Below are 14,578 nucleotides of genomic sequence, written 5' to 3'. Positions count from 1 at the left end.
CGTCGACTATGGTGACGCATTATCGTGATTATGAACAATTCAAAATGGTCGTCCTCCCGTTTCTGCTTGAACGTCCAGATACGCATCAGTTGATTCTAGGTATATTAGAACGTGGGGATGAACCGCTCTTGATGGCAACGGCACAAGAAGGCGATCATCGTCTCGTCATATTGCAAACGATACCGGAGCAAGTCATCGTCGCAGGGGATATGTTCTCGCAAGAAGGGATTCGAAAGCTTGCGCGAATTCTGGATAGTCCAGGATTCGTCGGAGAACAGGCCATCTTAGCGCCGCTTTTACTCCCACATTCCATGTATGAGGTACATATGGAACAAGGGATGTATGCATTGACGAAGGTCGAGATGCCACATGTTCCGGAGAACGTCGTCTTCCGACCGGTTTCGAACGATGAAGGACAACAAGCCTTAGAATTTGCGTCCGGATTTTTATATGAGGTCGAAACGCGTCCATCTGATCGACAGCTTACGCAACTCCATCAGTCAATGACGCGACACATTCAGCAAGGAAGCTTGTTCGGATTGTTTAGCGGAAATACGCTCGTCGCGATGGCGGCAGCGACACGTCCCACGCAAACTGGGATTACGATTTCTTACGTCTATACGCCGAAAAAACTACGTGGGAATGGATATGCTTCTTATCTTGTCGCAAAACTATCTGAACACCTCCTACAGTCTTATCCGGTCGTGACGCTCTATACCGATTGGTCGAACCAGACAGCGAATAAAATCTATCAGCATGTCGGTTTCGAGTTAGTCGGACGATCCTTACATATCAAAAAACAAGAACGCTACCGGTGAACATGGCTGATGCTTTTTCAGTCAACGTTCAGGAATTAAAAAATAGAGTACGACAGCAGCCGACCGTCCTATTATCTAAGGACAGTCGGCTGTTTTATGCCGCGGCAAGTATTAGTTAAATTTAGCGATGATTTTACCACGGACGTGACGTTCAGATAGACGTTGTAATCCTTTGACGATGTCCGCTGCTGGAATCTCCTCTGTGACGAGTGGATCGAGTTCTTTCGTTGCGACCAGTTGTAATAATTCACTTGCCATATGACCAAGGTTTCGGATCGCGCGGTCATCTTCGCTTGCATAAGCAGCCGCAAGTGCTACTTCATGGATCGAAGGGGAGAGCGTGAACGGCTTGACGACCGATTGATCAGGACCGCCGGCGATGAAGGCGAGTTGACCCGAGAAGGCAAGACGTCCGAGATCTGCTGTTGCTTCATTTCGACCGACCGTACTGAAAATCAAGTCAGCGCCACGATCATTCGTCCAATCGCGAATGACCTCGGTTACATTTTCTTTTTTGTAGTCGATGGCAAGATCGGCACCGAGTCGCTTGACCCACTCATGGTTTTCCGTCGAAGCAGTCGTCGCGACCTTAAGACCCAGGCGTTTTGCGAGTTGAATGCCGATGCCACCCACACCACCTGCACCAGCATGGATGAGAATCGTCTCTTTACCTGTCGTATTCATCTTTTGGACGATCGCTTCATAAGCTGTCATGCCTGCGCAAAGAATCGCAGCGGCTTCAGCGAATGAGACGTCTTCTGGAATCGGGGCAAGAGCACGTGTATCAACAAGTACGTATTCAGCAAAAGCACCATCGCGTTGCAGGTTCGTATGAATCGCTACACGATCGCCGATTTTCACTTCTGCGCCGGGTCCGATTTGTTCGACGACACCCGCTAGGTCAACGCCCGGAATATGCGGGAACGTCCAAGCTGGATTTTTGGTTGCCTTATAGTCGACGGGATTCAGTGCGACCGTCTTGACGCGAATCAAGGCTTGTCCTTCTCCTGGCGTCGGTGTCTTGACCTCTTCGAATGTCCATTGATCAATGGCTGTACCTGAGTGGTTTAACCATGCTTTCATGTTTAATAAGCTCCTTTCGAATACGTGAGTTAATATGAGTGAGAGTAAATTTCGACGAGATTACCAAATGGATCCTCACAGTAGACTATCCGGTAAGGTTTGTCTCCTGGATAGTATTCGCAGATCGACATCCGTTGTTTACCGCCGTGAGGACGATTTTTTCGACGAACCCTTCGACATCTGGGCCTTGAACCGTATAATGCAAGATACCTGTTTCAGGAATTCGCAATTACTCTCGGATTGTTCATTGTTCGGGAATTCAAACAACTCGATGTCGATGCGATCATCTGACGCCATGTGGGCGATCCGGAACTTGTCCCATCATGTACCAAAGACGTCTGTGTACATGACACCGATGGTAGAATCATCTTCGAGGACATCAAATGGTTCCATGATAATATACCAGTCCTTCATCTCTTGATAAAAACGAACAGCTTCGTCGAGATTCGGCACGGAAAGACCGATGTGCGAAAAATTATATGGATACGTCATGTCTAACACTCTTTTTGCAAAATGATTTAAGCATACTTTAACCTGCGCTACACTCCATTTCATAGTACGCACTTTGAAGTAACGACTTTGGGGGAGAGAACAACATGTCGACTGAACAATTTCCGGTCAATCGGGAGCTCGCCATCATCGGCGGAAAATGGCGTTCACAATTATATTGCACGTTAGAGAAAGATACGAAATATTTTTAAGTTACAACGTGCCATTCCCGGGATTTCTCGGAAAGTCTCGACTGATCAGTTGTAGGAACTTGAACGACTCAAAATAATTGAGCAGATTGAGTATGATGAAGCCGTTCTGCACGTCGAATACAAATTGACAGAGGCGTCATTTACACTACAACCGGTTATGAAAGGTTTATGTGCATGGGGGGAAGGGAATCAATTATCCGAATCCTAATCGAGAGGCAGTGAACTAGATGAAGCTAACTTATCATGGACAGTCAACAGTAACGATTGAAACGAATGGTCACCATCTCGTCATCGATCCCTTCTTTAGTGGTAACGATAAAGCGACGACGAATCCCGATGACGTCAAGGCGGACTTCATTCTTTTGACGCATGCGCATGCCGATCATATGCTTGATGCAGAGCGGATCGCGAAAGCAACGGGGGCGACGATCATCGCTACGCATGAGTTGGCAACGTATTTAAGCTTCAAAGGATTGAATGTCCATCCGATGAACCTTGGCGGACAGTTTGAATTCTCGTTTGGTAAAGTAAAGATGACACAGGCATTCCATTCATCAAGCATCATCGATGAAGAGAAACAAACCATTACGTATATGGGGATGCCGGCTGGATTCTTGCTGACAATCGAAGGCAAAGAAATCTATCACGCAGGCGATACGGCACTGTTCGGGGATTTAGCCCTTTATGGCGCCCATCACGCAATCGATTTAGCCTTCTTACCGATCGGTGATAACTTCACGATGGGTCCGGATGATGCGTTGATCGCTGCAGATATGTTGCAAGCGAAAGCAGTCGTACCGATCCACTACGATACATTTGATTTAATCAAACAAGATGCGAACGTATTCTGTGAACAAATTGAAGCGCAAGGTCAAACTGGTCATTTACTCGCGATCGGCGAGTCACTCGAATTATAATCCGTTCTTAAGCAAAGGAGAGGAAACGTCAAGGTTCCTCTCCTTTTTGTCGATTATTCTTCTGGAATATCTGTAGTTCATCCGATTATGCTTCCTTCTTCCGCCCGATGGCGAAACGGTGAACTTCTTCTATGATAAGAAGGGGCTGTTGACAGCCGATTCAGATATTCGGAATAATGGTAGACATGAGATGGAGGGACTGACATGGAAGAGCATAACAGTAGGAGTGTGCGGAAACGAAAACAATCGTCGTTCACACGCTTAAAAAATAAACAAAAACAAAAGATGGATGCACGGTTGAACCGCATTGGAGAAAAAGGACCAGTGAAGCGACCGCTTTATTTATACGGTGGTGTCGTTCTCGGACTTGTCGTCATCTATTCGATTACATTGCTCGTCTCAACGGAATTGTTATCGCGCGGCGAAACATTCAAAACGACGAATCGCTATAAGTCTCTCGCCATCGAGGCGCCGCACGCAACGGTACAATTCGTTCGAAGCACAGACGGAAACGTCCAAATCAAACTCGTCGATAGTGCATCGAGTGGAAAACGACTGAAAATCAGTACATCGACGAATACGGTAACGGTGACAGGACGAGATGGTTGGCTGTCTCGACTCGGCAATCGTCCGAGCGAAAAAACAGCAGACTATACGATTCAAGTGGGACTACCGAGTTATATGAACCGTGTCGATGTCGATGCTGGAACACTTAAAGGAATGGGCATCTACGCAAAAACGATCGAGATGGACGGAGAAGCGATGAGTCTCGATAAAGTAAAAGGTGATGAGATTACACTGAATGCAACACGTGCGATTTCCATCAAAGAGATGGATGCCGTCCATGCGCAAGTGACAGGTGAAAGTGTTTCTCTTGCGGAATATGTGGCGAAGTTGAGTCTCGACGTCGCAACGATTGACGGCGCGACGAAGCTAAAACCAAATAAATCAGCCGGTACGATTACGATTGACACAGGAGGCGATATTAAAGCCTCTGACCGATATACGAAACAAAAGAATAAGGATGAGACAATTTATGAACTGTCGAAACAAGAAAAACCGGAAGTGACAGTCAATAGTGAAGTCGGGCAGGTGACGCTCGAGTGAAATTAAAGTTTCGGATTGGACTACGAACGGTCAAGACCGGTATCGCGGTAGCTCTTGCGCTTAGTATCTCCTGGTATGTGTTCGATATTTATTCGGGAATGGGGGCTGTCGCAGCAATTGTTGCCATGCAACCGACGATTCATCGGTCGTTTAAAATCGTCTTCAACCGGATTTTCGGAACAGTACTTGGATTAATGTGTGGTCTTGCGATTGTTGCGACACTTGGGGCGAATCCGCTGACGATTGGACTCGCCGTAATTGTCTCGCTCGTCCTTAATTCGATGATTGGAAGAACGGATATGTCGACGTTCGCGGCCTTTGCCATCGTGTTGATGTTCGAGAGTCCGACCGCCGACTACGTCCACTATGCATTATCACGTTCGTTGTTGACTGTCGTCGGTGTGTTATCTGCTGTCCTCATCAATTACATCGTCTTCCCGCCACATTATGAGGATCGTTTACTCTTGCTTGTCAAAAAAACGACGCAACAGTTGATGGAAGATTGGCGGAGTCTTGTGCAAGATGATACGAGGCTGCTTGCCGTTCGGAAACAAATTCTCAAACATGAAGAAATGATGTTGATGCTTCAAGAAGATCAAAAATATCCATTGATGGCAAGCGGTCAAAGTGAAGCGTTCATCCGACTGAAGGAGCTTGTCGATCTTGAAGACAAGTTGCTCGTCTTGCTTGAAAGCATTGCCAGTCATCGGGATATCCCGATGACAGAAGAACAGGAAAAGACGCTCGGCCAGGAAATTGATTTCTTACTCAGCCATCATTACGATGTCATCTTCTCCCACGAACGAAAACAAGCGATGTTCTCATTCAATCAAGAATTAAGCGAGGCGAAGGATATCATCCATGGGCATTTGCTCGATTATCGGGAACAGTTAGAAAAAATGAAGTGAAGATGAAAAAGCGCTGTCTCTCCTAAGTGATATTTAGGAAAAACAGCGCTTTTTTGTGTAGCGTCATTGACGTAAGGATTGGACGACATCTGGATCAGGTGTGACGTAAAGTGTCGTTTGATCCGTATAGATGACGAAGCCGGGTTTTGCACCACTCGGTTTTTTGACATATCGTAACTCCGTAAAATCGACCGGGACTTGGCTCGATTCACGTGCTTTCGAGTAGTAGGCGGCAACAATCGCTGCTTCTTTTAACGTTGTCTCATCCGGTGCATCACTTTGAATGATGACGTGCGATCCTGGGATATCCTTCGTGTGTAACCACGTATCGGACCGACGTCCAAACTTGAACGTCGCGTAATCATTTTGTTTATTGTTCTTTCCGACGAAGAATGGAAGGCCGGTCGAAGAACGATATTCTTCGAGTTGTGGGAGTTGTGGTTTCTTTTTCTTCTTTTGTCGTTCGCGCAGATAACCTTCTTCGACGAGTTCCTCGCGCATTTCCCGGATATCTTCCGGGGATGCGACATCGAGTTGGGCAAGCAAACCTTCGAAGTACGCAATCTCGGCTTGGTTCTTCTCAAGCTGGCGCGCGACTTCGACTTTGGCGGTTTTTAATTTGTTATACCGTTTGTAATAACGCTGTGCGTTCTCGTTTGGCGAGAAGCGGGGATCAAGCGAGATCGTGATTTCAGCACCGTCTGGATCATAGTAATCGACGACGGTTGCTTCCTTCATCCCGCGTTCGAGCTGATAGAGATAAGTCGTCAGCAGTTCTCCTTTATGCTTCCATTCATCCATTCGTAACGTCGCTTCTAAATCTTTTTCGAGTTTTGAGCGCTTTAAGATATTCTTATCGTACTCACTCTTGATGAACCGTTCGAGATCGGCCGCTTGTTGTTTGACACGATCGCGGTTTGCTTTTTGATGGAAGAATGCGTCGAGGACTTGACCACTCGTCGCGAACGTCTTTTCGTCAATGATTGAACCTTCCGTTAAGCGGACCGGTGCAAAGCGTTCCTTGCCGCCTTCCATCCGTTGCAATACATAAGGACCGTTTAGTTCTTTTAAGACGTCCTGGAAAGCGGTAGCAAGATTCGTCCGGTTCGCAAGACCTGCCCGCGTGACGACTTCCTTAGCAATTTGTGGAGACAGACCACTGAAGAGACCAAGTAACTGGCGATCCAGTTTCCCAGCGTTCCAGTCGATTCGGTGGAGTGCCTTTTCGATATCTCCTGTGAGTGGATCCACTTTATCCTGTGCTGGTGGAAGTTGATAGGTCATCCCTGGCATGATCGTCCGGAATGTATTTTGACTGAGTGGTAAGTGTTTGATCGCATCGAGGATCTTATCTTGTCCATCGGTCAAAATGATGTTCGAGTGTCGTCCCATCAACTCGACATAGATTTTTTTCGCTTCCTCATCGCCAAGTTCGTTGCGGGAACGGACACGTAAGACAATGATCCGGTCGCGTTCGAGTTGTTCGATCGATTCGATGAATCCGCCTTCGACATGCTTGCGAAGCATCATACAGAAGAGTGGGGGTTCACTCGGGTTGCTGACCGCTTCCGACGTAATGTGCATCCGTGCATACATGGCATTCGCAGAGGCGAGCAACAATACGTTTTTTCGCTCGGCCCGGACCTGGAATACTAAATCCAATGTATATGGTTGGTATACCTTATTGATCCGTCCTCCGACGAGCGGTTGGAGTTCTTTGACGACGCGTGTCGTCATCAATCCGTCAAAAGCCATACGATTACCTTCTTTCTTGATTTCGTTCTCACTTTCTAAAGGTAACAGAAATGGCATCGTTATGGTATGATAAAGCAGTCGAGCTAAAAAAGATGACTTGCGAACTTCCTATCTCTACTGCTAATATGAAACAATGTGAAGTTTGTGAGATGGAGGGGTTTTTGAAGTGATTTTCAAAGAGCGTGGCTTATTACTCGTATTATCTGGTCCAAGTGGTGTCGGAAAGGGAACGGTCTGTCGTGCCTTGCGCGAAGATCAGGATAACGATCTGCATTACTCGGTATCCTGTACGACGCGCCAACCGCGTGAAGGAGAAGTAGATGGTGTCCACTATTTCTTTAAATCGCGTGAAGAATTCGAAGAGATGATTGCGAACAATCAACTCTTGGAATATGCTGAATTCGTAGGGAACTACTATGGAACACCTGTCGAATGGGTGAACCAGATCCTAGATGAAGGAAAAGACGTCATTCTCGAAATCGAAGTTCAAGGGGCCATGCAGGTCAAAGAACATTTTCCGGAAGCTGTCTTCTTATTCCTTGCACCTCCAAGCCTCCAAGAATTACGGAACCGCCTCGTAGGGCGTGGAACGGAATCGGAGGAAGTCATTAAGCAACGTCTTCTCGTCGCTAAGGAAGAAATCGAGATGATGGATGCCTATGACTATGTCGTGACGAACGACGAAATTCATAAAGCCTGTGACCGGATCCAAGCGATCGTCACAGCGGAACATTGCAGTCGGGAACGTGTCGCGTCCCTATATAAAAAAGCCATGGAGGTTAAGTGATATGTTATATCCATCAGTTGATAAGCTTCAAAAGAAAGTACCGTCGAAATATACAATCGTTACAGTTGCCGCTAAGCGTGCGCGTCAAATCCAAGACGGGAAACGCGTGAAAGTCACGAACCCAAAATCGCATAAACCGGTCGGGAAAGCTTTAGAAGAGCTTTATTTCGAAGAAGTATCCGTCACGAACCAACCGCAAGACTAATTTTGAAGCAGCCACTTGTCATCGTGGCTGTTTTTTTCAATAAGGAGGACACCTACATGTTAACCAACCGAAACATTCTACTGTGTGTCGGCGGTGGAATCGCTTCCTACAAATCAGCAGCACTCGCTTCAAAGCTTGTTCAAGCAGGCGCACACGTTCAAGTCGCGATGACGCGTAATGCGCAACAATTCGTCGGTAAGACGACGTTTGAAGCACTGACGCGAAAAGCGGTCTATGATGACGTCTTCATCGAGCATGATCCGTCAAAGATCGCCCATATCGATTTAGCGGACGAAGCGGACCTGATCGTCGTCGCACCAGCGACCGCGAATTTAATTGCAAAACTCGCGCACGGGATCGCGGATGATTTCATCACGACGACGATCCTTGCAGCGACATGTCCCGTCATCGTCGCACCAGCGATGAATGTCAACATGCTCGAACATCCGGCGACAGTCCGCAACATCGAACAACTGAAGCAGGACGGTGTCCAGGTGATTGCACCGGGAGTCGGAAATCTCGCATGTGGTTGGGTCGGGAAAGGTCGTTTACCTGAACCGGAAGACTTAGTCGCAACACTCTCAACGTTCTTTGAAGAGAAGTATCTAGCCGGACGAAAAGTCTTGATCAGTGCGGGACCGACCGTGGAACGGATTGATCCGGTTCGTTACTTGACGAATGATTCTTCCGGAAAGACAGGAATTGCGCTAGCAGAAGCGGCAAGAGACGCAGGTGCCGATGTCACGCTCGTCCATGGACCACTTCGGATCGGATTACCGACCGGGATAGCGACGATTGCTGTTGAATCAGGAGAAGAGATGCTTGAAGCCATGTTACGTGATTATGAAACGCAAGACATCGTCATCATGTCAGCTGCCGTAGCTGACTATCGACCGTCTATCCAGTACGATCAGAAGCAGAAAAAAATCCACGGACCACTTCGAATTGAACTCGAAGAGACGACCGATATTCTGAAGACGCTTGGTGAGCAGAAACAACATCAGCTATTAGTCGGATTTGCGGCTGAGACGACGGATGTCGAGACGTTCGCTAAACAAAAACTCGTCCGAAAGAAAGCCGATTTCATTGTCGCGAACGATGTGTCACGATCTGATATCGGATTCGTCAGTGATGAAAATGAAGTCGTCGTTTTTGGAAAGAACGATTCCGTCACGCGATACGATCAACAATTGAAATCGACGCTCGCCAAATCGCTCATGCGCCAATTCGCGGAGGCATTGGCATGATAGCCGAAGTCATCGTTGACGTCGCAGCAGCAACGGTCGATCGTCCTTTTGATTATGCCGTGCCGGAACTCTGGCAGGAGCTGATTGTTCCCGGAATGCGCGTAGAGGTTCCGTTCGGTCCACGGGCGTTGCTTGGGATCGTCGTCGGAACGAAAGAAACCTCTGATTTGACGAACGTCAAATCGATCGTCCGTGTCTTAGATGAGACCCCGACCTATACACAGGAATTACTCGAGTTATCGGCGTATCTATCGGAAACGACTTTGTGTTTTCAAGCGACGGCATTGCTTGCGATGCTGCCGGCTGCCTTAAAGGTGAGTTATGATAAACTGGTCATAGTCGAGTCGGGCCCACTTCGGGCATATCATGGCAAGAAAATGAGTCAATTGCCAACGGAAGTCCAACAAATCGTCTTAACAGCGGCGAAACAAGCTGGCGTGACGCTTCAACCGGTCATTCGCGAGAAAAAGACGTCAAAGACGGATAAACGTATTCGTCTCCTAGAGGAACAGGCAACTTTTACGAAACAAGCGAGCCAACAAGCGGCACTTTACTCGTATATTCAAGAATTTCCGGATGCGCTTTGGAGTGAAGTCAAGCAGGCAACGGGCGCAACGAGCGCGACGTTGAACGCTCTCGAGAAAAAGAGCATCATTCAAGTCGAGACGATCGATGTACGGCGAAATCCTTACGAACATCTCGTCCAAGACATCTTTGTGCCGTCCTCTTTGACGGAAAAGCAACAGGAAGCAGTCTCGGCGATTACGGCTGAAGCTGAGACCGGAACGTTTTTGTTACATGGCGTAACAGGAAGCGGTAAGACGGAAGTTTATCTTGAATCGATTCATGCACAACTCGAACGCGGTAGACAAGCGATCTTGCTCGTCCCTGAAATCAGTCTGACACCGATGATGGTCAAACGGTTCAAACGTCGTTTCGGAGAACGGGTCGCTGTCCTGCATAGCGGTCTATCGCTCGGAGAAAAGTATGATGAGTGGCGCAAAATCGCTCAAGGCGAGGTCGATGTCGTCGTCGGTGCACGGTCCGCCGTGTTTGCGCCGCTGACGAATATCGGAATCATCATTCTCGATGAAGAACATGAAACAACCTATAAACAAGAAGAGAATCCGCGCTATCATACGCGTGATGTCGCAAAATGGCGGGCAGCCTATCATCGTTGTCCCGTCGTGCTCGGAAGTGCAACACCGTTACTCGAGACGTATGCACGGGCACAAAAAGGGGTTTATCGTTACTTACCGCTTCGTGAACGATTCGGTGGGGAACTGCCTCCAGTCGACATCGTTGATATGCGTAAGGAACTCGAACGGGGCAATCGTACGCCGTTCAGCCTCGCGCTAGTCGAAGGCATCAAAGAACGCATCGAACGTGGGGAACAAACCGTCTTACTCCTGAACCGTCGCGGATATACGACCTTCGTCTTATGTCGGGATTGCGGGGAGACGCTACAATGTCCGCATTGTGCCGTGAATTTAACCTATCACCAACATGAAGATCGCTTGAAATGCCACTACTGTGGGTTTGAAGCCGCAATGCCGAAAACTTGTCCGTCCTGTGAATCGACGAAAATTCGTCAGTTCGGAACGGGTACGCAAAAGATTGAGGAAGAATTGGCACACTTGATTCCGGAGGCGCGAATCATCCGGATGGATCAGGATACGACGTCGCGTAAAGGTGCGCATGAGAAATTACTCGATGCCTTTGAACGCAAGGAAGGAAACATTCTGCTCGGAACACAGATGATCGCAAAAGGTCTCGACTTTCCGAACGTTACACTCGTCGGAGTGATTGCTGCCGATGCGACGCTTGGTATTCCGGATTTTCGAGCAAGTGAGCGCACGTTTCAGTTGATCACCCAAGTGTCGGGTCGTGCCGGACGGGGTCAACTCGCTGGTCAGTCAATTATCCAGACCTACAACCCGGAGCATTACGTCATTCAAACGGCCAAACAGCATGATTTCGAAACGTTTTATAAGCGAGAGATGCAATTGCGAAAGCTCGGTGGGCATCCACCATTTTGGTTCCTTGGTCTGATTACAGTTTCAGCAGCGCATCCGCTCGAAGCACAAGCAGAAGCGCAGCAAATCGCTTCCGAGCTTCGTGCCTTTGAATCTGAGGATTTAGTCGTCAATGGACCGTTTGATGCACCACTCGCTCGACTCAAAAATATGTACCGGCAACAGGTCTTAATTAAACATAAAGGACAGGAGGATGTCCGGACACATCTCCGTGATATCTTATCCCGTCGTCAAAAATCAAAAACACAAGTCGCGATTGACTTGAATCCATTTGTATTCATGTGAGGTGTCTGTATGTATAAAGTAGTAGAAGTACCAAATGATGTATTACGACAGGTGTGTGAACCTGTCACGAAGTTTGATAAAAAACTCGGTAAAATGATCGACCGGATGTTCGATACGATGTACGAATATGACGGGGTTGGTTTAGCCGCCCCGCAAATCAACCAGCCGATTCGTGTAGCCGTCGTTCATACCGATGATGAGACGGGACCAATCGAGCTGATCAACCCGGAAATCATCGAAGCGGACGGTTCGCAAATCGATGATGAAGGATGTCTCAGTATGCCGGGCATCTTCGGACCGGTTGAACGGTTCGACCGAATCGTCGTCAAGTCTCAAGATCGTCTCGGGCGGACGGTTAAAATCAAAGCAAACGGTTTTTTTGCACGTGCCATCCAACACGAGATGGATCATTTAGATGGTGTCCTGTTCACGGATAAACTCGTCGAGCAAGAAAAACCGCGCGTCGTTTTCATGGGTACGCCTGAGTTTGCGGCAGGAACGCTGCGTGAAGTCATCGATGCTGGGTATGACGTCGTCGGTGTCGTCTCACAACCAGATAAACCAGTCGGACGAAAACGGGAAGTCAAACCGACGCCTGTAAAACTCGTCGCGATGGAACACGACATTCCTGTGTTGCAACCGAAACGAATTCGAGAGGATTATCAAGATGTTCTCGATTTAAAACCAGATCTCATTATCACGGCAGCTTACGGTCAAATCGTCCCGACCGCTATTCTCGAAGCACCACGTTTTGGGGCGATCAACGTCCATGCGTCACTCTTACCGAAATATCGTGGCGGTGCACCGATTCATCAAGCGATCATCGATGGAGAAAAAGAGACAGGTGTGACGATCATGTATATGGTCGATCGGCTAGACGCAGGTGATATGTTGTCAAAAATCATCGTTCCAATCGAAGAGAACGATACAGCCGGTTCGATGTTTGAGAAGTTGGCGGACGCAGGAGCGCGCCTGTTACTTGAAACGTTACCACGTCTGTTAGCAGGTGAATTGACACCGGAAGCACAAGTCGAGGAAGAAGCGACATTTGCGCCGAACATTTCACGTGAGCGGGAACGACTTGATTTTACGCTACCGGGTGAGACACTCTACGATCAAATTCGTGGGATGAATCCATTCCCGAGTACGTATACGATGCTTGGGAACGATCGCTTAAAAGTCTTTTTCGCGACGAAAGTCTCAGGAACGGGACGACCGGGTGAAATCATCGCATTAGAAGCGGATGGTCCCGTCATCGCGACAGGTTCCGAAACAGCGTTGAAGCTGATCGACTTACAGCCGTCCGGCAAAAAACGGATGGATGGTGCCACGTTCATGCGCGGGATTGGTCAATCGCTTGAACTCGGACAACAAGTAGGTGAGAACGCATGAATGTACGCGACGCAGCAGTAACGACACTGATGAAAATCGGACAAGGTGGCGCCTTCTCAACAATTACGGTCCACCAAATGCTTGAAAAACGCGCCATCTCGGCGTCAGATGTCGGCTTGTTCACGGAACTCGTTTACGGGACGCTCAGTCGTGAATTGACGCTTGATTATATTTTAGAACCATATTTAGCGAAACAGAAAAAACTTGATCCATTCATGCGCCCATTGTTAAGAATGAGTGTCTATCAGTTGTTTTATCTCGATCGTGTACCGGATCATGCCGTCATTCATGAAGCCGTTGAAATTGCTAAAAAACGTGGGAAAGTCCATGTCTCGAAAGTTGTCAACGGAGTGCTACGGAATGTATTACGGGCGGGAATGCCTCATTTCGCTGAGATTGAGCCTGCTGCAAAACGAATCAGCATTGAAACGAGTCACCCGCAGTGGCTCGTCGAACGTTGGATCGAACTGTTTGGTCCGGAAGAAACGCTTCAGATCTGTCAATTAAATAACACACCGGCACCGGTCACGGTCCGCATCAATCGCACGAAAACGACGCGGGAGGAAGCAATCGAGCTTCTACTCGATCAAGGTGTGACGGCAAAACCATCTACGGTCGCGCCGGACGGTCTCGAAATCGAACGAGGAAGCGTCCAAAAAACTGATCTGATTGACCGTGGGTATCTTTCTCTTCAGGATGAGAGCTCAATGCTCGTCGCCCGTGCGCTTGGTGCAGAAGCATCCGATCATGTACTCGACAGCTGTGCCGCACCTGGTGGGAAAGCGATGCATATTGCTGAAGGTTTGACGACGGGTACACTACAGGCACTTGATCTTCATCCACATAAGATTAAATTGATTGAACAGCAAGCGACACGATTAGGTCTTACGACTGTTCGAGCAGAAGCGTTAGATGCCCGTAAAGCAGGGGAACGCTTCGAAAGCGAATCCTTTGACCGGATTCTTGTCGATGCACCTTGTTCAGGACTTGGTGTCATTCGGAGAAAACCGGATATCAAATGGACGAAACGTCCAGAACAACTCGAGCAACTCCCAAAAATTCAACGAGACATCTTGACATCTGTCTTACCACTCGTTAAAAAAGGTGGAATCTTCGTCTATTCGACTTGTACGATTGATCCGACCGAAAACGAGGAGCAGACAGCGTTCATTCTCGATCAGGGTTTTGACTTTGATGCATCTTTCGCGGAACGCATGCCAGAATCCGTGCGACATCTGATTGGGAATCGAGCAGAACTCAAGTTGTTACCGACGACAGTCGGAACGGATGGCTTCTACATTGCCGCGTTTAAGAAACGAGAAGATTGATACGAACGG

At 48.1% G+C, this 14,578-nt stretch carries 13 protein-coding genes and 2 pseudogenes; 12 read left to right on the top strand and 3 right to left on the bottom strand.

Annotation, left to right across the window (positions count from 1 at the left end):
• The first annotated feature begins 8 nt into the window (after positions 1–8).
• Positions 9–818 (top strand): GNAT family N-acetyltransferase, encoded by an 810-nt coding sequence (locus B3S86_RS08530; protein ID WP_035406859.1) that lies wholly within the window; start codon positions 9–11, stop codon positions 816–818.
• Positions 819–929: 111 nt separating this feature from the next.
• Here the strand turns inward: B3S86_RS08530 and B3S86_RS08525 are convergent, their stop codons facing one another.
• Together B3S86_RS08525 and B3S86_RS08520 are read right to left on the bottom strand one after the other, a co-directional pair.
• Complete coding sequence (locus B3S86_RS08525) at positions 930–1,901, bottom strand: zinc-binding dehydrogenase (RefSeq protein ID WP_290751495.1); 972 nt, start codon at positions 1,899–1,901, stop codon at positions 930–932.
• A 29-nt stretch (positions 1,902–1,930) separates the two neighbouring features.
• Positions 1,931–2,393: pseudogene (locus tag B3S86_RS08520) on the bottom strand (VOC family protein).
• A 282-nt stretch (positions 2,394–2,675) separates the two neighbouring features.
• Between B3S86_RS08520 and B3S86_RS08515 the strand changes: the two are divergent.
• The 4 genes from B3S86_RS08515 to B3S86_RS08500 all read left to right on the top strand — a co-directional run bounded on the left by B3S86_RS08515 (position 2,676) and on the right by B3S86_RS08500 (position 5,534).
• On the top strand, positions 2,676–2,810 hold the full coding sequence (locus tag B3S86_RS08515) for a winged helix-turn-helix transcriptional regulator (RefSeq protein ID WP_349677888.1): 135 nt from the start codon (positions 2,676–2,678) through the stop codon (positions 2,808–2,810).
• 19 nt (positions 2,811–2,829) lie between these two features.
• The gene (locus B3S86_RS08510) at positions 2,830–3,519 is read left to right on the top strand and encodes a metal-dependent hydrolase (RefSeq protein WP_290751492.1); all 690 of its coding nucleotides are present in this window, start codon (positions 2,830–2,832) and stop codon (positions 3,517–3,519) included.
• A 204-nt stretch (positions 3,520–3,723) separates the two neighbouring features.
• Positions 3,724–4,626 (top strand): DUF4097 family beta strand repeat-containing protein, encoded by a 903-nt coding sequence (locus B3S86_RS08505; RefSeq protein WP_290751489.1) that lies wholly within the window; start codon positions 3,724–3,726, stop codon positions 4,624–4,626.
• Positions 4,623–5,534, top strand: a complete 912-nt coding sequence (locus B3S86_RS08500) for an FUSC family protein (protein ID WP_290751486.1) — start codon at positions 4,623–4,625, stop codon at positions 5,532–5,534. The genes B3S86_RS08505 and B3S86_RS08500 overlap by 4 nt, the downstream gene beginning before the upstream one ends.
• Before the next feature lie 63 nt (positions 5,535–5,597).
• Here the strand turns inward: B3S86_RS08500 and B3S86_RS08495 are convergent, their stop codons facing one another.
• Positions 5,598–7,289: an Rqc2 family fibronectin-binding protein gene (locus B3S86_RS08495; protein ID WP_035406875.1), complete on the bottom strand. Its 1,692-nt coding sequence runs from the start codon at positions 7,287–7,289 to the stop codon at positions 5,598–5,600.
• Between the two features lie 169 nt (positions 7,290–7,458).
• On the opposite strand from B3S86_RS08495, the gene gmk reads away from it, so the two are divergent.
• From gmk to rsmB, 7 genes and pseudogenes are all read left to right on the top strand, one after another.
• Positions 7,459–8,076, top strand: coding sequence for a guanylate kinase (gmk, locus tag B3S86_RS08490; RefSeq protein WP_174316772.1), 618 nt, complete (start codon positions 7,459–7,461; stop codon positions 8,074–8,076).
• 1 nt (position 8,077) lies between these two features.
• A complete protein-coding gene (gene rpoZ, locus B3S86_RS08485) occupies positions 8,078–8,281 on the top strand; it encodes a DNA-directed RNA polymerase subunit omega (RefSeq protein WP_029342114.1) in 204 nt (67 codons plus the stop codon).
• 56 nt (positions 8,282–8,337) lie between these two features.
• The gene (gene coaBC / locus B3S86_RS08480; RefSeq protein ID WP_035406877.1) at positions 8,338–9,528 is read left to right on the top strand and encodes a bifunctional phosphopantothenoylcysteine decarboxylase/phosphopantothenate--cysteine ligase CoaBC; all 1,191 of its coding nucleotides are present in this window, start codon (positions 8,338–8,340) and stop codon (positions 9,526–9,528) included.
• Entirely contained in the window at positions 9,525–11,849 is a 2,325-nt protein-coding gene (gene priA / locus B3S86_RS08475) for a primosomal protein N' (protein WP_290751479.1), read from the top strand. Before coaBC ends, priA begins: the two co-directional genes overlap by 4 nt.
• Before the next feature lie 9 nt (positions 11,850–11,858).
• A pseudogene (def, locus tag B3S86_RS08470) lies at positions 11,859–12,296 on the top strand (peptide deformylase); the annotation flags it as partial.
• A 24-nt stretch (positions 12,297–12,320) separates the two neighbouring features.
• Positions 12,321–13,241 carry a methionyl-tRNA formyltransferase gene (fmt, locus tag B3S86_RS08465; protein ID WP_035409509.1) on the top strand — a complete coding sequence of 307 codons (921 nt, stop codon included), beginning with the start codon at positions 12,321–12,323 and terminating at the stop codon, positions 13,239–13,241.
• Positions 13,238–14,569, top strand: coding sequence for a 16S rRNA (cytosine(967)-C(5))-methyltransferase RsmB (gene rsmB / locus B3S86_RS08460; protein ID WP_035406883.1), 1,332 nt, complete (start codon positions 13,238–13,240; stop codon positions 14,567–14,569). The genes fmt and rsmB overlap by 4 nt, the downstream gene beginning before the upstream one ends.
• Positions 14,570–14,578 lie beyond the last annotated feature (9 nt).

This window comes from Exiguobacterium sp. UBA3968 (genome assembly GCF_002385115.1).
GTDB lineage: Bacteria > Bacillota > Bacilli > Exiguobacteriales > Exiguobacteriaceae > Exiguobacterium_A.
The sequence above is the reverse complement of the archived record's forward strand: the minus strand, read 5'-3'. Positions and strand labels throughout refer to the sequence as shown.